Source organism: Lacticaseibacillus suilingensis (assembly GCF_016861845.1).
GTDB classification, from domain to species: Bacteria; Bacillota; Bacilli; order Lactobacillales; family Lactobacillaceae; genus Lacticaseibacillus; species Lacticaseibacillus suilingensis.
The window spans coordinates 138,639-157,829 of record NZ_BOLV01000001.1; the positions used below are offsets into that span (position 1 = coordinate 138,639).

A 19,191-nucleotide genomic window follows, 5' to 3' on the forward strand; every position below is an offset into this window, starting at 1 on the left:
ATTAAAGGGCAAATTTACGAATCGCTTGCGCCAGCCCGTCGTCATCGTTGGCGGCGGTAACGTAATCGGCATGGGCCTTAGCTTCGGCCGTCCCGTTGCCCATGCTGACGGCCACCCCGGCGAAGTCAAACATCGGTAGGTCGTTACCTTCATCACCCACCGCCATCACATTCTCGGCCGTCAGATTGAGCTGCTCAGCCAGGTCGCTCAGGGCCTGGCCCTTGTTGACAATCGGATCCATCAGTTCAATAAAGTTGCGCCCGGCGCGCACCACGTAAAAGCGGTCTCGGAACGCGGCTTTCACGGCGGCTTCGCATTCATCCAGCAAGCTCTCCGGCCCTACGAAGGCGCCTTTGGCAATAGCAAAATCGGCTGGGAGCTCATCAGGTTGGCGAATGAACAGCCCGGCTTCGCTTTCCGCAGCCTGTTCGACAATCCACCAATCCACGTCGCGGTTGGCGGTGTAAATGTTGCTGTGGGCGTCGAGCACATTAGTGGGCAGGTGGTGGGCCTGACCGTAAGTGGTGATTTCACGGTAAGCGGCGTTATCAAGCAAGTGCTTGGCCATAACCTGCCCAGAAACGGTTTCCGTGACCGCGCCGTTGTAAGTGATGACATATTGCTCATCGCCGGCAAGGCCCAGTTCATCGAGGAACGGTTTCGCGCCAGCCAGTGGGCGGCCGGTGCACAGCACGACTTTGATGCCTTGGGCTAGCGCGTCCTGCACCGCCTGTTTGGTAGTAGGCAGGATATGCCGCTGTGAGGTCAGCAAAGTGTCGTCGATATCGAGCGCAATCAATTTGATCATCGTATGCCTCCTGAAGTTGATACCTGAATCATAGCATAGCTGCCGAAGCCTTGTGCAAGCCGACTAGCTTTTCCGTATAATGAGAGGCGAGGTGAACTTGCTTTGGAAAAATTAGATTGGCCGCCAACTAAAATTAAGGCCTTCCGCCAGGCGCTGCTCAACTGGTACGACGCCGAAAAACGCGATCTGCCGTGGCGACGCGACCATGATCCTTATCATATTCTGATCAGCGAAACGATGCTGCAACAAACCCAAGTGGCAACCGTGATTCCCTACTATGAACGCTTCTTGGCTCAGTTTCCCACGGTTAAGGCGCTGGCTGCCGCCCCGGAAGCGGCGGTAATGAAGGCCTGGGAAGGGTTGGGCTATTATTCCCGCGCCCGCCGCTTGCAGCAAGCGGCCCAACAAGTCGTCCGCGACTATGGCGGTCAATGGCCGACCACTGCCGCGGAGCTGCAAGCGTTGAGCGGCATTGGGCCATACACAGCTGGCGCCATTGCCAGTATTGCCTTCAACGAGGCCGTGCCGGCCATTGATGGCAATGCCTTTCGCGTGTTTGCGCGGCTGTTTTGCATCGAAGACGACATCGCGAAGCCCCAAACCCGCGGTCGCTTTGAAGCGTTGATCGGCCAGTTGATTGACCCTGAGCGCCCGGGAGATTTTAACCAGGCGGTGATGGACCTAGGCTCCTCCTACATGCGCGCGAAAGACCCTGATCCGGCGCATTCGCCGGTGGTGGCTTTCGACCAAAGTTATCAAACCAATCGGGTCTTGGATTTTCCGGTTAAAACCAAGAAGCCGCGGCCTAAGGTAGTGCCTTATTTCGCCTTGGCCATCGAAAGCCCCGCTGGCTGGTTGCTGGAGCAGCGGCCTAACTCGGGCATGCTCGCCGATTTGTGGATGTTTCCGCTGGTGGCGCGCGCAGAGCTTGAAGGTGACCTAGACGCGCAAATCGCCCAGGCGGCGGCACAATTTGCGGCAGAAGCCGGCATCGCCGTTGAGTTGCAACTAGCCGACGCTAAGTTAGTTAAACATACCTTTACCCATCAGCAGTGGCAGTTGACCTTATTAACTGCGGCAGCGCCAGCCTTTGATCTGGCCGTGTTGCCAGCGCGCTGGGTGCCAGCTGCAAAGCTGGCCGCCGTGGCACTACCCACGGTGCAAAAGAAGTTGTTTAAGGCCCTGAACGGAGGCAAGTAAGATGAAAACATTGGTGATTGTGAGTCATCCTGAATTGAGCAACTCACCGACGCAACAATTCCTCAAAGCCAGCGCGACACCGTTAGCTGACGTGACCTGGCACCATTTGGATGCGGCACAACCCTTCGCTGTGGCCGAGGAGCAAGCGCAACTGCTGAAGGCCGATCGGATTGTGCTCGAGTTTCCCCTTTATTGGTATGCCGCACCGGCCAGTCTGCATCAATGGCTCGCGGATGTGTGGACCGATGAGTTTGCGGTTCGGCCCCAGCAGCTACGCGGTAAGAGCTTGGGCTTGGTGGTGAATTTCAGCCAACCGGAAAAAGCCTATCAACTCGGCGGAGCGGAAGGCGTCTCGATCAGTGAATTATTGGCGCCATACGCGGCTTTGGCGCGTAAAACCGGCCTGAAGCTGCTGGCACCGCTGACGATTGCCCAATTTGCCTACCAAACTGAGAAGCAGCGCGCGGCACTGCTGGTGCAATATCAGCAGTATCTCACCGTTGACCAGCCGCAGCATTTTGACGCACAAGCGGCTTGGTGGTTGCAGCAGCTGGCAAACAGCACCGATCCGACGCTCACCATTTTGGCTGATACGTTGCAGCAGCGCCAAGACCGCTTAGAATCACTGCAGCAGACGCTGGCGGAATTGAAGCAGGGGGACTGAGCATGGACGACACAACAGAATGGTTGTTAAAAACGGCACAGACCCAAGCGGAGCAGGCCAAGAGCTATGAAGAAGCCGCATTTTTCATGGCGCTGCAGACCTTCATTCAAACCCAGGCCAAGCGGCTCGAGCAGGCAGAAGGCGAAGTCGATGGCCGCACCTGGGACCACGAACGCTGGTAAATCATGCTTGCGCCCGAGGAGCGGGTTACTGGTCAGTGTTACACTGGGCCTTAGAAAGGCGTGATCGGATTGAAAAATGCCATTGATAAACTGACGCGTTACGCATGGCTCAAAGCGCTCTTGCTGGCGCTGGTGGGCGTGTGGTTCCTGCTGGCGCCATACAGCGTCTACCATGTGGTGAAGTATGTGTTGATTGGTGGGGTGATGCTGATGGCAGCCGGCGCCTTTATCGACGCGTTTCGCGACCAAGGGCAAAGACAAACGGCCTTGTGGCGCGGCAGCGGGCTGCTCATCGGCGCTTTGGTTTTGAGCGTGCTCTTGCGGCCGGCTTTGTCGATGCTGCCAATGATTGTTGGGATTATTCTGGTGATTTATGGGATTACTCGCATCACCACCGCCCGGGATCGCCAGCAGTATGTGAATGTGTCGCCCTTCCCCACGATTATTTACGGTTTGGTCGTGGCCATCACGGGGATTGTGCTCTTATTCAATCCTTTTGGTTCCATCCTGGCCTTGTTGCAAGTGCTTGGGGTAATTTTGATTGTGATGGGCGTCGCAGAATTGATCGATATTCTGCGCGGCCACCGGTAAAGCTGACAGAATGACAAAACGAGTCCTTCAACGCGTGTATCCGCGCTGGAGGGCTCGTTTTTGAGTGGTTAAATTTAATCGTCTGAAGTAGCAGTGAAACTTGGCTGCACGATGGCGTTGGCCCAGTGGTTGATGGGCCCGAATTTGTGACCAACAGGAATTTCATTGGCAATGGCCGTGTCGACAAAATGCTTGGCCAGGCGAATCGCATCTTCCAGGTCGGTGCCTTTACCGAGTTCCGCGGTGATGACTGCGCTGAGGGTGTCGCCGGTACCGTTTTTGCGGGTGGTGGGGAAATAAGGACCAGTGAGCCAAAAATGCTTGCCATTTTCGAGCAGCACGTAATCACGGACCTGGGTTTGCTCGTCGCTATCATGGCGGCCTTTGAGCACCACGTTCTTGGCGCCCATGGCACGAATTTGCTCCGCGGCTTGGATGATAGCCGCGTCATCGTCGAGCTTGAGACCGGTCAGGTGCTCAGCTTCATAGAAGTTAGGCGTGATCACCGTGGCCATTGGAATGAGTACCTTTTTCAAGGTGTCGAAGGCGCTGGTTTCCAGCAGCATGTTGCCATGCTTGGTGGAAATCACCGGATCAAGCACTAGGGGGCCGAAGTCATATTTTTTCAAATTCTTCGCGACAGCTTCAATCATGGCTGAGTCAGCCAACATACCGGTTTTGGCGGCACGGATGTGTAAGTCAGCAGCCAGTGCGTCGAATTGATGATCAATAAAGTCCAGCGGCATCAAGGTGCTATCTTGGATGCCGTAAGAGTTGCCGGCGACCGCGGCGGTCAAAATCAAGGCGCCGTATGTGCCGCGCATGAAGAAACTGTGCAGATCCGCTTGGGCACCTGCACTGCCATCGCTATCCACGCCAGCGATAGTCACGACTTGTGGTAATTCGTTTGCCATTTCTTCTCTTCCTTTCGCAATCCCAGCGCACGCACCGCCGGGTCTTCGTGGCTCTAATCATAACCGGAAAAGGGCGTCTTGACAACTAAAGGCGTCAGGCAGCGGAGTGGAGCCGTACTTAGCCGGATGGGTAGCCTAGCTCAAGGCATTGCCGTTGTACTTTGACGGCGAGGCCTTGAGCGTAGCTAGCCACTCCGGCGTTGGCTCCACGTAGCGCGACTAGGCCGCAGCCTCGGCCGGTGAGGCTCCGGGGCGCGGCGGTCCGGCTGCGGGGTCGGCTGGAGCCAAAAGGCGGTCTCCAGCCTCAACGGCAAGCCAGCATCGCGCTGCGCGCTCAACGCTGTCTTGCCGTTGCCCCCAGTTAGCCCAGGAGCAGCCTGCTGCGCAGTCTCCTCGTGGGCTAACTGTTTCGCTGCCGGACCACCGCGCCCCTCCGCCTCACCGGCCGGCACCGCTAGATAACAGTCAATTAACGGCTGAACAGTCACTCCTTGGCCTGATTCGATTGTAAAAGCATGACTGTTTTAGTTGAGTGAGGCAATCAAGCCACATATCAGTCAATCAATTTAGGCTATTTCACGCTATCGAAATACGAATGCTCTTTTTGATAACGGGACCTTCGAGCAAAGACGGCCAGGTTGAAGAACCACTGGCCCAGCGCCCCGAAAAAGAGGAGCCCAGTGCCCACGGCGATGCGGGTCAGCACATTTTCGTTGTACGGCGGGAGTAGTGGAATTAGCGCACCCAGTGTCACTAGCAGCGCGGCGGCGCGCGGTTGCTTCAGCTTACGACCGGTGTCAAAGAACAACGCCAGCCCCACGCCGATGCCAATGAGCAAAAGCAAGAGCACCCACCAGTCTTGAATAGATCCGAGGTTGCCTCGGAGGCGAACGAGGCCATATTCGCGAATCTTATGTTTAGTTAGATATGAATCAAGCGGGTAATACTCAAGCTCGTAAAGGCGGAGCTTGAAAAATAAGCCCATGCTGAGGCCATACAGTAGCAGGTAAAGCAGGGCAGCATATTTGTGGAAGAAAACCAAGCGGCGATATTGTTCACTTTGAAGCACGGTCATCACCCTCTAATCAATAGCTAACCACACTCTCATATAGCGATATCATGACTGCAGAGGACAGTGGTGTCAAGTAAAACAAAACCCCACCATCTTGACGACGGCGGGGTTTGCGTGATGTTGAGGTTAGTTGAACGCGCGGCGCTGCGGGAGCACGGACTTGAGCCATTCACCGATGAAGGGGTACTGGTTGTCCAGCTCGATCAACTGCACGGTTTTTTCCGGATAGCTCAGTGCCAGTTGGTTGCGCGCGGGGTCCATGGTCACCGTCATGACGTTGTGGTTCGGCAGGTCAACGGCGTATTGGCCGCGATTGCTGCCTTGGCGCATCAAGATGGCATTGGTTGACGCAATGACGAACAATTCATCCAGCGCCGGTGAACTTTGCGACGCTTGGACTTGCACCCGCAGGCGGAGGCGCTGGCCGACGAGTTCATCAGGAATCGTGGTGGAAGCCCAGGTGAAGGTGTCGTCTTGGACATCAGAGGTGCCGAGGTCTTTCCAGTCATGCTTGCTGTCATCGAGGACGCTGTAATCCACGACATTGTTGTGATCCAGCGGCAAAGAAAGCTTAACGTTGCCGGAAGACTTGATTTCTGCCATGGTCGCCAGCGGTTGGCCGTTGTCGAACTTGGTGGTAAAGGCCAAGCCGTCGACTGGTTGGAGCACGGTTTCGTCAATGGTCCGGAACCGTAAGCCAGCGGTATAGAAGACTTTGATCATTTGGCTCATCGCCCGCACTTCGTCATCCGGGTAGCCGAGGTCGGGGTCTTTGGCGGTGATTTGCAAAAGCGTTGGCAGGTTCTTGGCAATTAGGTGGCCATCTTCAGTTAAACCGCCATCGATCACTAACAGCTCCTGGTTTTTGTCTGGGCTGGCCAGGTAGATGGTGATGGTGCTGCGATCCCCATCGCCAACGGCTGGCTGGAACCAAAGCCGTTCCACGAAAGTCGCGGCAATGCTGCCGCCCAGGCGAAGCGCTTCTAGCAGCTTGTCCGCTAACAGCGCGGTGTAGCTGAGCGTGGTGGCCTGAATAGCAGGCAGATTGCCTTGCCACAGAGGGTCATTGCGCAGAAAGTCGGTGCGCTTAGCGTAGGCCGCGGTGACTTGGCGGCGGGCATCAGCGGCATTTAAGGCCGTGGTGGTAATTTGTTGAATTTGTTGATCGTGAAAATTAAGCATTCGTTTGCTCCTCCTTTAGCTCCAAGGCGCGCATGAAGTCCTTTGGTAAGTTCGCCAAGATATTCTTGAACTGTTCAAGCGAGCTGAAGGTGGTGGTGACGGCTTGGTATTCATACCGCGTGATGGCAGCGGAAACTTGCAGCTGCCGCTTTTGCGTGTCGAAGGTTTCATCCGCAGTGGCTTTGGCCGCGTCAAACCGGGCCTTTAATTGCACCTGGTCAGTGGTTGGGGCTTTGCGGCTCGGCTGGCTGGGTTGGTCAGCATCGGGATCCACGAAGCTCTTTAAAAAGCCGCGGACCCGAGAACTCCCAGAGTCGGGATTAGCTTTGGGGGCAGTGACCGCTTCCGCTTCCGCGTTTTCTAACTGCTGGTGCAGCCGGTCGACTTCCTGATAAGTTGCTTTGCGCATGGCTTCGACTTGGTTGTCGAGATAATGGCTTTCATCTTGGGCGAAGGCTTCCAGTTGCGGCATGATAGCCACTTCACTGTCCGTGCGCTGAACGATGGTGCGGGCAAAGACGTCGATGGTCCCGAATTGGCGGCGGTGGTACCAATCGCCAAAGAAGACCTCACCTTGGTCGCTGACTTCAAAAAACGGCACATGTTCGCGCAGGAAGCCGATGAAGTCCTGGCGTAAGTAGTCATGCAGCTCATGTTCGGCTTGCTTGTCGTAAGCCAAAATGTAGCCCGGCGTTTCTGATAACGCTAACCGCAAATTCTCGGCGGTGTTATCAATGCCTTGATATAAACGATAACTTGAACGGTCGGCCCAAGCAGCGGCGAAATTTTTGAAAAAGGTTGTTTGATAATTAAGACTGGTTTCTACTGTCATATCGATTCCTCTCGCATTCTTAGCTGATACCTTCAGTTTACCGCAACCGCATGGGTTTCGGAACCGCTCGCAACTATTTCTCAAGGAATAACTCTCTGTAATATTTTCAATTTAGTAAAATGAGAAACTGCCCATTTTCGCAGACAGGGTGGGGCTTTTTCGCTAGAATGAGGTGTTAACTGCGCAAGCTAGACGTTGGTCGAGGGGGAGAGTGTTGATGGCACGCAAGGAATTAACGTTAAAGTGGCTGTTTTTAGGGTCGCTGATTACCAATACTGGGATCAGCTTCATTTGGCCGCTGACGACGATTTACATGCACGAATATCTCGGCGAACCCTTAACCACGTCGGGCATCGTGTTGTTTTTTAATTCCGTGGCCATGATGATTGGCAATGTGGTCGGCGGGCGGCTGTTCGATCGCTGGTCGCCTTATCGCACCATTTTGACAGGGATTGCCTTGGACGTGATCACCGCGGGCGCGCTGATCATGTGGCATGGCTGGCCAGCCTATCCCCTGTATCTGGTAATCATGGGTTTTGGGAGCGGTATGGTGAACACCGCGCTGAATTCTTATGCGACCTTATCCACCAGCCGGCGTTCGAGTTATGTGTTCAACGTCTTGTACTTCATGTCGAACCTCGGGCTGGTCATTGGCACCTTGATTGTCGGGTACGTCTTACCGTTGGGGATTAGTTACATCTTCGCCTTGGCCTTTGCGTTGTTCACGTTGTTCTTCATCGTGGCGCTGATTCATTTCAATGTACCGTCGCGTAAAATCGAAAAGCAGGTGAAAGCGGCCGGCGCGCGGCGGGACAACCCGCATCAGGTGCCGATCATTTTGCTGCTGATCACGCTGTTTTTAACTTGGGTGGCGTATGAACAATGGCAAAGCAATATCTCGACTTTCATGCTCGGCCTGGGAATGAAGGTGCGGGATTATTCCTTCCTTTGGACCTTCAATGCCGTGCTGATTGTACTGGGCCAGCCGATTTTAACCGCTTTTGACGACTGGCTGACCAAGCATATTCGCTTGCGCCTAGGCGTAGGTTTCACCTTGTTTGGCTGTGCTTTCCTGATTTTGATTGGGGCCAAATCTTACTGGCTATTCATGCTGGCGATGGGCGTGTTGACCTTGGGCGAAATCCTTGCGTTGCCGTCGGTATCGACCTACGTGGATATGTACACCGAAGCCGCCGAAAAAGGCCGATTCCAAGGTTATGTGCAAATGTTTGCCTCTGCCGGCCGGGCGGTGGGACCACTGATCGGGGCCTTGGTGATTGAGGCAATCGGGTACCACCCATTATTCTTGATGCTGGCGCTGATTCTGTTTGCTTCGATTGGCATATTCAGTTGGCACGCCGCTCGTTTACATGGATAACTTATGCAATTCATAAATTAAATCCTAAAAATTCACAATTTCTTCACAACTTATCGTTATGATAAGAACATAGAAATGAGCAATGCCATTTCTACCCCAACCCTATTTTTCATTTTTACTCCTCCAAAGTAGAAATCGTCACGCGCCTACCCATCGCGTGACCAAGCAAAAGGTCGCTTGCCCGCGGCCTTTTTGCTTGCGCGCGATTAGCCAGCTGGGTAGGCGGAATTGTGCTTTACAGGATGCGGTTCTATGCTACAATGTTAATTGTGTTTTGGGTCCGTAGCTCAGCTGGGAGAGCGCTGCCTTCGCATGGCAGAGGTCGAGAGTTCGAATCTCTTCGGATCCACTGGCAAAGGCCACCGAGTTTTCATTTGAAAACTCAGCGGCCTTTTTTGCTACTACGAATTGGAGGACAAAAGTATGGAAATGAAATACGGGCGAGATTCGTTTTTTGATGGCTCACTCCTGTCGCTAGTGGGGTGGACGCTGCTAGGCGGCATCATCACTGCCATCACCTTTGGCATTTGCTATCCCTGGGCGCTGTGCATGATTTACGGTTGGAAAATCAACCACACCGTGATTGAAGGCCACCGGATGCAGTTTTCCGGTAGTGCCGTGGGGTTGTTCGGCAATTGGCTCAAGTGGTTCTTCCTGACGTTGATTACCCTGGGCATTTATGGTTTCTGGGTGAGCATCAAGCTCGAAGACTGGAAGGCTAAGAACACGTATTTCCTGAATTGACACCTTGCCTACTTGGCGGCTGTGATTGGCTCAAATCATGGTCGCTTTTCTGATTCTGGGAGGTAAAGCGGGGTCTTGCGTAAGGTTAACGTGGGCTGATACTGCCCCTCGGTTTCAAAGATGATGATTTCATTCTCGCCTGCTTTGAGAAAACCATGAGCGATATAAAGTGAGAGCGTCGGGCCAACCAGCCAGAAGCGGCCAAGATTGACGCCATTCACGAACATGCAGCCCTTACCAAACCCGGATAAATCGGCGAAAGTATCTTGGGGAGCGGCGCAATTGAATCGGTATTGGTAAAAAGCCGGTTGGTGTGGTGACCACCCCTGGCTGAAGTCGAGTTGGTCAAGGTTTTCAAGTGGCAGTGGATAATGCTGCCAATTCAGCACAAAATGCAGGTCCGCCATGACGCCAGTGCGGATACCTTTGTGCTGAGAGGCGGCCAGAAATTTGTGGCCATATTGCACCCGGCCCATGTTTTCAACCAAAATGGCAAGTTGGTTCGTCGGCCGCGGCAGGGGGATGGTGATATCATTGCCGATGGCTGCTGGTTCTTGGGTTTCAATGAGCTGTTGATTGATGAAGACTTGCGCGCGGTCGCTCACATCAATCAGGCGCAAGCGCTGAGTGGCGCTGTCGTTCGGCAGGTCGGTAACGTAAAGCAGGTAGCCCGTATTTTGACCTAAGGCTTCCATCGTTTGTGGATACTGCGAAGACTGCCTCTGAGCGAGCTGCGGTAAAACATTGAACAAACTGACCTTGCCTGCCAAAGGGATGGCCGTCACCGCCATCGCGGGTTTTACCCGCGGCGGTAGTTGCTTGACGTTCGGTAGCACGCTTTTGACCACTTGCTGCAACGCCGTGTATTTGGCCGTGGGATTGCCTTGCTCATTCAAGGGGGCGTCGTAATCATACGAGGTAATTTGTGGCAAATCGCGCTGACCCCGAGCCGAGGCGCCATTCATGAAGCCAAAGTTGGTGCCGCCATGAAACATGTATAAGTTGAGACTACCGCGCTGCAGCACGCCGCTTACTTCACTGGCGAATTCAGCGGTGTCGCGGCGGACAATCGGTTCGTGCCAGCGATTGAACCAGCCAGTCCAGAATTCCATGCACATCAAGGGCCAGTCTTTGCCATGCTGCCGCAGAAAAGTTTGCAACGCGATCATATTATCGGCGGCATGACTGCCGAAATTGCCGGTAGCGAGCACGTCGTCATCAATCAAACTACCAGCGCGCAGTGCCGCCTGCCAGGGCCCATCAGAGGTGAAGAATGGCTGTGTGAGCCCATGCGACGTCATCATCTGTTTCAAGGCCCGGAGATAGGCCTTGTCTTCGCTGTAAGAGCCATATTCATTTTCAATTTGAAACATCAAAATATTGCCGCCTTGGTCGAGCTGAAGCGGGGCTAATTGTGGCATCAGCTGATCGTAGTACGCATTGACTTGGCGTAGGTAGGCCGGGTCATTGGATCGAATGCGCATGGGTTTGTTGAGCAACCACGCGGGTGTGCCCCCAAACTCCCATTCACCGCAAATGTAGGGCGATGGCCGGACAATCGCGTACAAGCCAAGCCGCTGGGCCGTCCGGAGAAAGGCGGCCAGGTCATGGCCACCGCTAAAATCAAACTGGCCTTCATGGGGTTCGTGAATATTCCAAGGCACGATGGTTTCGACGGTATTGAAGCCTAGGGCCTTGAGGTTGTACAGCGAATGTTCCCAATCACTGGGGTGAATGCGAAAGTAGTGGATGGCACCTGACAAGATCTTAAAGGGCTGACCATCCAGTAAAAAGTCATGTTCAATCTTGAAACGAGTCATAACGGCCTCCTTAGATAGACAATATTTGGCTTACGGGTTTAACATAGACGAAAAAAGTCCGTTTAAGAATAGGTAATCGAACCAGTTCATGGACAATAATCTCAGGAGGCCGTGATGAGAACGCTGGAAGCTAACTTTGATGATGACACGCAGCTAGTGTTCCCAATCAAAAATGATTCGGCTGCGCTGGCTCATCCACTGATTTCAGGGACAGCTCCAGTCGAGCTGGGCCATTATGCAGTGGCGCGGCACCATTTCCAAATCCGACCACAAGGCCAAGCCGACTGGCTATTGCTACACTGCCTAGAAGGCGAAGGGGAGGTGGTGGTGGCGGGCCAGCGCCAGCAGCTGCGGGCCAATGAACTGCTTTGCATTCCGCCCCAGACCCCGCATGAGTATGCGGCTTCGCATAAGGCCCCGTGGACCTTGGTGTGGTGCCATTTTCGGTTGGGCTCTGCGGCTTCAGGTTTGGTGACGCCATCCATTCAGCGGCTTCAGTCGGCGGCGCGCCAGCAACAGTTGTTAGCGCATTGGAGCGAGCTGTTCGCAGTGTGTGCGGCCCAGTACACCGTGGCCAATGCAGTGTGTGCGAGCCAGCTCTTACGATTGATTTTGGCAGAAAGCTACTGGTTGGCCGATGATCAGCCCCAGGCGGCAGGCAATGAACATCTGACCCAAGCTATTTTGCATATGCAGCGGCATCTCGGCGTGCATCAGACTTTGGCCGAACTGGCACAAGGCTTGGCGCTACCCAAAAGTACGCTGTCTCGCTTATTTCATCAAGCTTATCAAATGGGCCCGCTGGATTATTGGACTCGCCTGCGGATGGAAAAAGCCTGTCAGCAGCTACGAATAAGCCGAACGCCAGTCAAAACTATTGCGGCTCAGCTGGGTTATGCCGATCCGCTGTACTTTTCCCGCCAGTTTAAGCGCGTTATCGGGCTGGCGCCGAGTCAGTACCGGACGCGGTAGCTAAAAAGCCCCGGCGCAAATTTTGCGCCGGGGCTTGTGCTTGAGGCTTATTGATTTGATTCGTGAGCTTGTTCTTGCTTGAGCAGCATCCGGTCATATTTGCGAATGAATGGATACCATACCAGGAAGGCAACCAAAGCACAGATAATGGAGAGCACCGCGCCTTGCCAGCTGGCGGTGGCAATGAACCCACTCAGGCCCACTGGGGTTGGCCATGGTTGCTGCAGAATGATCTTCGGTACCAAGCCGCTAGACACGCCAAGGTAGCCGACAATCCCAGCGGCCAGTGGCGCACCGATAAATGGGATTAAAAGCTGTACGTTATACACGATTGGCAGCCCGAACAAAATCGGCTCGTTGATGTTGAACAGGGCAGGGACAATTTCAACTTTCCCAATTTCTTTCAGTTGCACGGACTTCGCGCGGAATGCAAGCCAGATGGCCACGCCCAGGGTCGCACCAGCCCCACCGATGATAACGAAGGCATTCATTGGATCGCCTGCGAAGAAGTTGTTTTGCCCACCAACGTTAGCGGCCAAGTTGGCCAGCACGATTGGGGTGTAGAAGGAACTCATAATCGTGGAGCCGTGAACCCCGAACCACCAGAGGAAGTGGATCAGGAAGATGATGATCAAGAAGCCCCACCAGGTGTTGGCGATGTTGCTGATGAAGGAAAATGGAATGTAGAGAATTTTGAAGATGTCAGTGCCGGCCAAAACCAGCACCATGTTCAGCACGGTCACAACCGCAGCCACGCAGGCGCCAGGAATCAAGGCGCTAAAGGAGTTGGACACACCAGGCGGCACGGAAGCTGGCATTTTGATCTGCCAGTTGTGTTTGATGGTGAAGCGGTAGATCTGCACCGTCAGCCAACCAACGACCAGACCGGTAAAAATCCCCACGGAGCCAATCCGGGTAATCCCACCGGCGGAAACGGCATACCCGCCGCCGATGATGTTGTCTTTGTCCAAAGAGGTGACAAAATTCATCATGCCACCTTTCCAGATCAACTGAGGCACGGTGATGAACATGCCCATCATGAACATCCACAAGCCGTTCAGCGGATTAAGCGAGAGGTGTTCTTCCTCCCGATAAATCTCGGTGTAGGTGTAGGTGAAGGTCCCAGCAAAGACCAGCGCTAAAATCCCCATGGTGGCATTGAACACCACTTGGAACAGTACCGCAAAGCGGCCCACGGTGCTGGCATACCATTCAGCAAACCCGGGAATTGGGAAAGCTTGCGGCAGCACCGTCAAAATCAAGAACATCGCCCCAATAATGGAGAATGCAATCACGCTATACCCTGCCTGCATGATTGCCCGCACGAATCTTGATCCGGAGAACTTGCCCGCCCAAGCGGCGAACGAATCGCGAAAAGAACTAGATGTGTCGGCCATATCATATACCCGCTAGCCGGAAGCGATGGTTAGAGCAATTTCGGTCTAGCTATCCTTTCGTTAGAATAATTTGATTGAAAAAACAGAATAAGATCATGTCACAGATCGCAGAACTGAAGACCACCACCGCTAAATGCCTTGCCTTCAGGTATGCAAGAGAAACGACTCACAATCATAGATTTCTTGTAAGCGCTTCCCTATATTTCCACTATAACTGTCTTGACCCGGGTGATGCAAGTGGTATACCTAGTGAATTGAGGATTTTTTTACCGACTGCACCGTTTAGTGTGAGAAAAGCGCTTAAGGGCTTGTCAGCGCTGTCTTTTTCCGGTAATCTATCTTTATCGAAGGGGTCCTTAGCTCAGCTGGGAGAGCGCTTGCATGGCATGCAAGAGGTCGACGGTTCGAACCCGTTAGGATCCAGCGCAAGCAAAAAGCCGTGATTTGCCACATAACTCGTGGTGAATCACGGCTTTTTCGTGGCTTGATTTAACTTTTTCTTTATCGATTATCGATAAAAAATCTGCGATACTAGCGTTAAACCATGCAGGAGGCAGATTGAATGAAAGCAAGTACCTGGTTTTTAAGAGTGACGCTCGGCGGGCTGGCGCTGCTAGCGGTGGTAATTGGCGTGATTCCAGTCCCCATTATGTTAAGCAAAATGGGCCATGGCGCGCCGGTGGGTTTGAACGGTGTGGTTGTGAGCTTAGGCGTGGGAGTATACCTTGCCCTGCTAGCTTTTTTGGTGGCAGTGGTGGTGGGCGAACAGCTGCTGAGTGTGATTGAGCGGGGGACCGCGTTTACCAATCAGGCGCTGACCAAACTACGTCACCTCACCTGGGCGTTGGTGGTACTGACGGTTGGCGTGTGGTTGTGGCTACCTTTTATCTACACAGCCGCGCGGTTAGATGATGCCCCGGGCCTAATGGTGATCGGGTTGGCAGTAGCGCTGGTACCGGTGGTGTTAACGGTTTTTATGGCGGTGTTAACGCGCTTATGGCAGGCGGCGCTGGCCTATAAAACAGACACCGACCTGACCATTTAGGAGGTTGCTATGATTGAAATCAATCTGGAAACGCTACTGGCCCAACGGCACATGACGCTCACCGAATTGGCAGGTGCGGTTGATATCACCATTGCCAATCTCTCAGTGCTCAAAACCGGCAAGGCTAGGGCAGTGCGCTTTTCCACTTTGGCGAAGTTGTGTCAGGTGCTGGACTGTCAGCCTGGGGACATCCTGAGCTATCACGAAGCATAAAAAACGGCGAGTAAACGCTCAATTGAGCGCCTATTCGCCATTTTAATGGTTGCACGGTTACTTCTTAATATAGGTGACATAAGCCCAGTACAGCGCGGCGATAATCGCCAAGAGCAGGGCGAGCTTGATGATCATGCTGATGATCCCGGCCACGAAAGGCAACAGGAACAAGCCAAGCACAATAATCACAACGAGGACCAGAATTTGTTTGAGTTGGTCTTTTTGCATCATTTACCTCCAGATGGTTGTGGGTGAACCCCACAACTCGACAGGCTTAATTATAGCAAATTTTATGAGCGCCAAAACCCGCCGAGGCCAGAATCAGGCTAAGGTATGAGACGGGACGCGCTTTCAGGCTATCTTCATAGCAAAAGATTAAATAGCATACAATACAATATCTAGTTATTTCTTCGGAAAAATTCGATATTTACACTACATCTTGTGGCAGTGTGATAGACTAGCTATATTAAGTTTCAAAATGCACAAGACAGAGGAGCGAATAGCCGATGATCGATTTGAAAGTACAAATCAGTGTTAAAAAACGAGACGGCCGCATTGTGGCGTTTGATCAAAGCAAAATCACGCGGGCGATTACTAAGGCCGCAAAGGCAGTGAACGGGGAACTGGCCCCAGCTGACTACACCTTGATTGAACAGATTGCCGATGATGCCGTGGCCACCATCACTGAACGTTTCAAATCGGACGTCCGCATTCCCGAGGTGCAAAGCATCGTGGAGCAGGCTTTATTTGATGCGCACCAGTATGACTGGGGCGAGGCCTACACCAAGTATCGCGTGCAGCGCGACATCGAGCGCAGCAAGAAAGCCGATGTGAACTATAACGTCCAAAAGCTGCTGGACCGCGATTCCACAGTCGTCCACGAAAATGCCAACAAGGACTCGCGCGTGTTCTCCACGCAGCGCGACTTGACTGCCGGCGCCGTAGCCAAGGCGATTGGCCTGAAGATGTTGCCGCCGGCTGTAGCCAATGCCCATTTGCGCGGCGATATTCACTGGCACGACCTGGACTACACGCCTTACATGGCCGAAACCAACTGCTGTTTGATTGACTTCAAAGAGATGCTGACGAATGGTTTCTGCATCGGCAATGCCGAAGTCGAAGCGGCGCACTCCATTCAGGTCGCAGTGACCCAGATGACCCAGATTATCGCCAACGTCGCTTCCAGCCAGTATGGCGGCTGCTCCTCTGACCGCACTGACGAGGTCTTGGCACCGTTTGCCGAGAAGAATTACCAGAAGCACCTAGCGGAAGCCACCGAGTTGACGCAAGATCCCGACACCGCCGAAGCCTATGCCAAGCGGCGGACCAAAAAGGACATTTATGATGCTTTGCAGACGTTGGAATACCAAGTTAACACCTTGTATTCAACGCAAGGCCAGACGCCTTTTGTGACGGTTGGTTTTGGTTTAGGAACGAGCTGGATCGAACGCGAAATCCAAAAGGACATTCTCAAGATTCGCATTGCCGGCTTGGGCAAGGAAAAGCGCACCGCGATTTTCCCGAAGCTGGTCTTCACGCTGAAAAAAGGCCTGAACATGGCGCCGGAAGATCCCAACTACGATGTTAAGCAGTTGGCTTTGGAATGCGCCACCAAGCGCATGTACCCTGATGTGCTGTCGTATGACATGATCAAAAAGCTCACCGGTTCCTTCAAAGCACCGATGGGTTGCCGCTCCTTCCTGCAAGGCTGGACCGACCCTGACACCGGCAAAGAAGTCAACGCTGGCCGCATGAACTTAGGCGTCATCACCCTGAACCTGCCGCGGATTGCGATGGAATCCAAAGGCGATAAGGATAAATTCTGGTCCTTGTTGGAACAGCGCCTCGACATCTGCAAACAGGGCCTAGTTTACAAGGTGGAACGCGCCAAGCAGGCGACGCCAGAGTCCGCTCCGATTTTGTACAAGTACGGGGCATTCGGCAAGCGCCTGAACGACGATCAGAAAGTCGATGAACTTTTCAAGAATTCCCGCGCGACGGTTTCCTTGGGCTACATCGGCCTGTACGAGGTTGGCACCGTCTTCTATGGCCATGCCTGGGAGAAGGATCCGGAAGCCAAGGCCTTCAGCATTCAAGTGGTCAAGGATTTGTATGATCACTGCGAAGCCTGGGAAAAAGAATACGGCTACCACTTCTCAGTTTATGGCACGCCGTCAGAATCGTTGACGGATACCTTTGCCCGGTTGGACAAAAAGCGCTTCGGCGTGGTCAAGGACATCACCGATAAGGACTACTACACCAACTCCTTCCACTATGACGTCCGCAAGACCCCAACGCCATTTGAGAAGCTCGACTTTGAAAAGGATTACCCGCAGTATTGCTCTGGTGGTTTCATCCACTACTGCGAATACCCGAATTTGAAGCAAAACCCGAAGGCCCTAGAAGCCGTTTGGGACTATGCCTACGATAAAATCGGGTATCTCGGCACCAACACGCCAATCGACCAATGCTTCGAATGCGGCTTCAAAGGCGAATTCAAGGCGACTGCCAAAGGCTACCAGTGCCCGCAATGCGGCAACCACAACCCTGACACCTGCGACGTGGTCAAGCGCCTCTGCGGCTACCTCGGTAACCCCAACAAACGGCCAATGGTTCACGGCCGCCAGGAAGAAATCATTCACCGCAAGAAGCACATGGTGATTGGGAATGATGACTTGGCAGGACAAGCATAAAAAAGGCTGCGAACAAAGGCGAACTTAGCCCGACAGCCAGCCTAGCTCAGGGCCTTGAAGCTGATTTTTGGCTTTGAGGCCCTGAGCGTAGCTGGATGCTCGGGCGTTGCCTTTGTGAGCGCAACTAAAGTTTGCCACCCGAAGCGCACCCTGACTGAAATCGAAAGACAATCAAAATGGCACCGCCTTACAATCGAGGCGGTGCCATTTTTGTCGAGGCGGAACTAAGCTTTGACCAAATTCTCCGGGCGCTTAAGCAACTGCTGCTGCGCGATAATTCCAGCAAACATTGCCGTGATCAAAATCAGTACTGCGCCGGCGCCGAGGAAAATTTGGGCGGCGGGGACGTGATCGAACAACCCACCGAAGAACACCACGCCGATGGGTGACAGCAAAGTGCTGATGGCCATGTCCAAGGCAAAGACGCGGCCTTGCATCTTGTGGGGGATGATTTGCTGCATGAAGGTGTTCAGCGGCGTGTTGACGAACACAATCACGGCGCCGTTGAGCAAACTTTGGGTGAAATAAATCACCGTCATGACCGGTTTGGAGAAGCCGAGCAGCGGCGGCAGACCCGTCGTCATAAAGATGACCGAGAGCAGGGCAATGTTGAGAAACGACACGGTCACCGGGTGGCGCTTGAGTTTGACTGCGGCGAGCAAAAGGCCGCCGAGGAACATCCCAACGGCAAAGCCGGAGTCGATGAACCCGTACTGGCGATCAGACAGCTTGAGCGTTTGAATCAGCAGGTAGGGCAGGCCTACGTTGATGGCGGCGAACACCAGATTGATGACGGCGCCAGAGGTGGTAAGCACTAGCAGGAGCTTCTGATGGAGCAAGAACTGAAAGCCGCCTTTGAAGTTGGTCCACAGCGAGGTTTTGGTTTGCTCGGCTTCTTCGGCCTGCGCGGCGGCGGAGAACTTTAAGCCCAGAATGGCGACCAACGCCACCAGCTCAAAGCCGATTTCAATGTAGGCAAACACGTTGATTGGCACCAGTGTGTAGACGAAGGCGCCGAGCAGGGGAGCCAAGAAGGTCGCTAGCGACGTGATGGACTGGTTCAGGGAGTTGACGCGCTGCAACTCATCGCCGTCAAAGAGTTGGACTAGGCTAGCGGTCAAAGTGGTGCTCAGAAAGTTGTCGGTGATCTGCAAAATGATGATGAGCACAATCAGTTCTGGATAGTACGCCTGAGGCCAGAGCTGAAAACTGAGGCCGAACAGCAGTAGGCCAATACTGGTGGCAATTTGGGCCAAAATCATCACCCGGCGATGGGCAAAGGTGTCCACCACGTAGCCAACGAAGGGCATCATAATCAGTGCCACCAATGGCCCGGAGATCATGCTGACGCCCATGCTTAGCGCCGAGCCGGTGCGATGCAAAATATAGAGGCCAATGGCAAAGGACAACATGCCACTGCCAAAGGTGCCGGCGAATTTGAGTACCAGCATGCGAATCATTTGGGGAGAACGAGTTTTGGCCAT

19 protein-coding genes and 2 tRNA genes are annotated in these 19,191 nt (G+C 53.6%); 12 read left to right on the forward strand and 9 right to left on the reverse strand.

Features of this window, described 5'->3' with window-relative positions; genetic code table 11:
• Position 1: 1 nt before the first annotated feature.
• On the reverse strand, positions 2 to 808 hold the full coding sequence (locus JUF11_RS00675) for a Cof-type HAD-IIB family hydrolase (RefSeq protein WP_204117872.1): 807 nt from the start codon (positions 806 to 808) through the stop codon (positions 2 to 4).
• Between the two features lie 102 nt (positions 809 to 910).
• On the opposite strand from JUF11_RS00675, the gene mutY reads away from it, so the two are divergent.
• From mutY to JUF11_RS00695, 4 genes are all read left to right on the forward strand, one after another.
• A complete protein-coding gene (mutY, locus tag JUF11_RS00680; RefSeq protein WP_204117873.1) occupies positions 911 to 2,008 on the forward strand; it encodes an A/G-specific adenine glycosylase in 1,098 nt (365 codons plus the stop codon).
• A gap of 1 nt (position 2,009) precedes the next feature.
• Positions 2,010 to 2,672 carry an NAD(P)H-dependent oxidoreductase gene (locus JUF11_RS00685; RefSeq protein ID WP_204117874.1) on the forward strand — a complete coding sequence of 221 codons (663 nt, stop codon included), beginning with the start codon at positions 2,010 to 2,012 and terminating at the stop codon, positions 2,670 to 2,672.
• A gap of 2 nt (positions 2,673 to 2,674) precedes the next feature.
• Positions 2,675 to 2,854 carry a hypothetical protein gene (locus JUF11_RS00690; RefSeq protein ID WP_204117875.1) on the forward strand — a complete coding sequence of 60 codons (180 nt, stop codon included), beginning with the start codon at positions 2,675 to 2,677 and terminating at the stop codon, positions 2,852 to 2,854.
• 69 nt (positions 2,855 to 2,923) lie between these two features.
• A complete protein-coding gene (locus tag JUF11_RS00695) occupies positions 2,924 to 3,445 on the forward strand; it encodes a DUF308 domain-containing protein (RefSeq protein ID WP_204117876.1) in 522 nt (173 codons plus the stop codon).
• A 74-nt stretch (positions 3,446 to 3,519) separates the two neighbouring features.
• On the opposite strand, the gene thiD is transcribed toward JUF11_RS00695, so the two are convergent.
• The 4 genes from thiD to JUF11_RS00715 all read right to left on the reverse strand — a co-directional run bounded on the left by thiD (position 3,520) and on the right by JUF11_RS00715 (position 7,445).
• The gene (gene thiD / locus JUF11_RS00700; RefSeq protein ID WP_204117877.1) at positions 3,520 to 4,359 is read right to left on the reverse strand and encodes a bifunctional hydroxymethylpyrimidine kinase/phosphomethylpyrimidine kinase; all 840 of its coding nucleotides are present in this window, start codon (positions 4,357 to 4,359) and stop codon (positions 3,520 to 3,522) included.
• A 571-nt stretch (positions 4,360 to 4,930) separates the two neighbouring features.
• A complete protein-coding gene (locus tag JUF11_RS00705) occupies positions 4,931 to 5,428 on the reverse strand; it encodes a hypothetical protein (RefSeq protein ID WP_204117878.1) in 498 nt (165 codons plus the stop codon).
• Between the two features lie 129 nt (positions 5,429 to 5,557).
• Entirely contained in the window at positions 5,558 to 6,613 is a 1,056-nt protein-coding gene (locus tag JUF11_RS00710) for a hypothetical protein (protein WP_204117879.1), read from the reverse strand.
• Entirely contained in the window at positions 6,606 to 7,445 is an 840-nt protein-coding gene (locus JUF11_RS00715) for an SbcC family exonuclease (RefSeq protein WP_204117880.1), read from the reverse strand. Before JUF11_RS00715 ends, JUF11_RS00710 begins: the two co-directional genes overlap by 8 nt.
• Before the next feature lie 217 nt (positions 7,446 to 7,662).
• Here JUF11_RS00715 and JUF11_RS00720 point away from each other — a divergent pair, with 217 nt between their 5' ends.
• From JUF11_RS00720 to JUF11_RS00730, 3 genes are all read left to right on the forward strand, one after another.
• Positions 7,663 to 8,823 carry an MDR family MFS transporter gene (locus JUF11_RS00720; RefSeq protein ID WP_204117881.1) on the forward strand — a complete coding sequence of 387 codons (1,161 nt, stop codon included), beginning with the start codon at positions 7,663 to 7,665 and terminating at the stop codon, positions 8,821 to 8,823.
• Positions 8,824 to 9,099: 276 nt separating this feature from the next.
• Positions 9,100 to 9,172, forward strand: a tRNA-Ala gene (locus JUF11_RS00725).
• 74 nt (positions 9,173 to 9,246) lie between these two features.
• Positions 9,247 to 9,567 carry a YjgN family protein gene (locus JUF11_RS00730; RefSeq protein ID WP_204117882.1) on the forward strand — a complete coding sequence of 107 codons (321 nt, stop codon included), beginning with the start codon at positions 9,247 to 9,249 and terminating at the stop codon, positions 9,565 to 9,567.
• A 35-nt stretch (positions 9,568 to 9,602) separates the two neighbouring features.
• On the opposite strand, the gene JUF11_RS00735 is transcribed toward JUF11_RS00730, so the two are convergent.
• Positions 9,603 to 11,387: a glycoside hydrolase family 35 protein gene (locus JUF11_RS00735; protein ID WP_204117883.1), complete on the reverse strand. Its 1,785-nt coding sequence runs from the start codon at positions 11,385 to 11,387 to the stop codon at positions 9,603 to 9,605.
• A gap of 114 nt (positions 11,388 to 11,501) precedes the next feature.
• Here JUF11_RS00735 and JUF11_RS00740 point away from each other — a divergent pair, with 114 nt between their 5' ends.
• Complete coding sequence (locus tag JUF11_RS00740) at positions 11,502 to 12,359, forward strand: helix-turn-helix domain-containing protein (protein ID WP_204117884.1); 858 nt, start codon at positions 11,502 to 11,504, stop codon at positions 12,357 to 12,359.
• Positions 12,360 to 12,406: 47 nt separating this feature from the next.
• Here JUF11_RS00740 and celB read toward each other — a convergent pair whose 3' ends face one another.
• A complete protein-coding gene (celB, locus tag JUF11_RS00745; protein ID WP_125580407.1) occupies positions 12,407 to 13,756 on the reverse strand; it encodes a PTS cellobiose transporter subunit IIC in 1,350 nt (449 codons plus the stop codon).
• A 350-nt stretch (positions 13,757 to 14,106) separates the two neighbouring features.
• On the opposite strand from celB, the gene JUF11_RS00750 reads away from it, so the two are divergent.
• From JUF11_RS00750 to JUF11_RS00760, 3 genes are all read left to right on the forward strand, one after another.
• A tRNA-Ala gene (locus tag JUF11_RS00750) sits at positions 14,107 to 14,179 on the forward strand.
• Between the two features lie 139 nt (positions 14,180 to 14,318).
• Entirely contained in the window at positions 14,319 to 14,801 is a 483-nt protein-coding gene (locus tag JUF11_RS00755; protein WP_204117885.1) for a DUF2975 domain-containing protein, read from the forward strand.
• A 9-nt stretch (positions 14,802 to 14,810) separates the two neighbouring features.
• On the forward strand, positions 14,811 to 15,014 hold the full coding sequence (locus tag JUF11_RS00760) for a helix-turn-helix domain-containing protein (RefSeq protein WP_204117886.1): 204 nt from the start codon (positions 14,811 to 14,813) through the stop codon (positions 15,012 to 15,014).
• Between the two features lie 57 nt (positions 15,015 to 15,071).
• Here the strand turns inward: JUF11_RS00760 and JUF11_RS00765 are convergent, their stop codons facing one another.
• Positions 15,072 to 15,242 carry a hypothetical protein gene (locus JUF11_RS00765; RefSeq protein ID WP_204117887.1) on the reverse strand — a complete coding sequence of 57 codons (171 nt, stop codon included), beginning with the start codon at positions 15,240 to 15,242 and terminating at the stop codon, positions 15,072 to 15,074.
• Positions 15,243 to 15,520: 278 nt separating this feature from the next.
• On the opposite strand from JUF11_RS00765, the gene nrdD reads away from it, so the two are divergent.
• Positions 15,521 to 17,707: an anaerobic ribonucleoside-triphosphate reductase gene (nrdD, locus tag JUF11_RS00770; RefSeq protein ID WP_204117888.1), complete on the forward strand. Its 2,187-nt coding sequence runs from the start codon at positions 15,521 to 15,523 to the stop codon at positions 17,705 to 17,707.
• A gap of 224 nt (positions 17,708 to 17,931) precedes the next feature.
• Here the strand turns inward: nrdD and JUF11_RS00775 are convergent, their stop codons facing one another.
• Positions 17,932 to 19,191, reverse strand: coding sequence for an MFS transporter (locus tag JUF11_RS00775; protein ID WP_204117889.1), 1,260 nt, complete (start codon positions 19,189 to 19,191; stop codon positions 17,932 to 17,934).

Bases quoted from the DNA above. Each gene is read 5' to 3' on its own strand.
- JUF11_RS00675 (WP_204117872.1), bottom strand. From the start codon at position 808: ATGATCAAATTGATTGCGCTCGATATCGACGACACTTTGCTGACCTCA.
- JUF11_RS00685 (WP_204117874.1), top strand. From the start codon at position 2,010: ATGAAAACATTGGTGATTGTGAGTCATCCTGAATTGAGCAACTCACCG.
- JUF11_RS00690 (WP_204117875.1), top strand. From the start codon at position 2,675: ATGGACGACACAACAGAATGGTTGTTAAAAACGGCACAGACCCAAGCG.
- thiD (WP_204117877.1), bottom strand. From the start codon at position 4,359: ATGGCAAACGAATTACCACAAGTCGTGACTATCGCTGGCGTGGATAGC.
- JUF11_RS00710 (WP_204117879.1), bottom strand. From the start codon at position 6,613: ATGCTTAATTTTCACGATCAACAAATTCAACAAATTACCACCACGGCC.
- JUF11_RS00715 (WP_204117880.1), bottom strand. From the start codon at position 7,445: ATGACAGTAGAAACCAGTCTTAATTATCAAACAACCTTTTTCAAAAAT.
- JUF11_RS00720 (WP_204117881.1), top strand. From the start codon at position 7,663: ATGGCACGCAAGGAATTAACGTTAAAGTGGCTGTTTTTAGGGTCGCTG.
- JUF11_RS00730 (WP_204117882.1), top strand. From the start codon at position 9,247: ATGGAAATGAAATACGGGCGAGATTCGTTTTTTGATGGCTCACTCCTG.
- JUF11_RS00735 (WP_204117883.1), bottom strand. From the start codon at position 11,387: ATGACTCGTTTCAAGATTGAACATGACTTTTTACTGGATGGTCAGCCC.
- JUF11_RS00740 (WP_204117884.1), top strand. From the start codon at position 11,502: ATGAGAACGCTGGAAGCTAACTTTGATGATGACACGCAGCTAGTGTTC.
- celB (WP_125580407.1), bottom strand. From the start codon at position 13,756: ATGGCCGACACATCTAGTTCTTTTCGCGATTCGTTCGCCGCTTGGGCG.
- JUF11_RS00755 (WP_204117885.1), top strand. From the start codon at position 14,319: ATGAAAGCAAGTACCTGGTTTTTAAGAGTGACGCTCGGCGGGCTGGCG.
- JUF11_RS00760 (WP_204117886.1), top strand. From the start codon at position 14,811: ATGATTGAAATCAATCTGGAAACGCTACTGGCCCAACGGCACATGACG.
- JUF11_RS00765 (WP_204117887.1), bottom strand. From the start codon at position 15,242: ATGCAAAAAGACCAACTCAAACAAATTCTGGTCCTCGTTGTGATTATT.
- nrdD (WP_204117888.1), top strand. From the start codon at position 15,521: ATGATCGATTTGAAAGTACAAATCAGTGTTAAAAAACGAGACGGCCGC.
- JUF11_RS00775 (WP_204117889.1), bottom strand. From the start codon at position 19,191: ATGGCCAAAACTCGTTCTCCCCAAATGATTCGCATGCTGGTACTCAAA.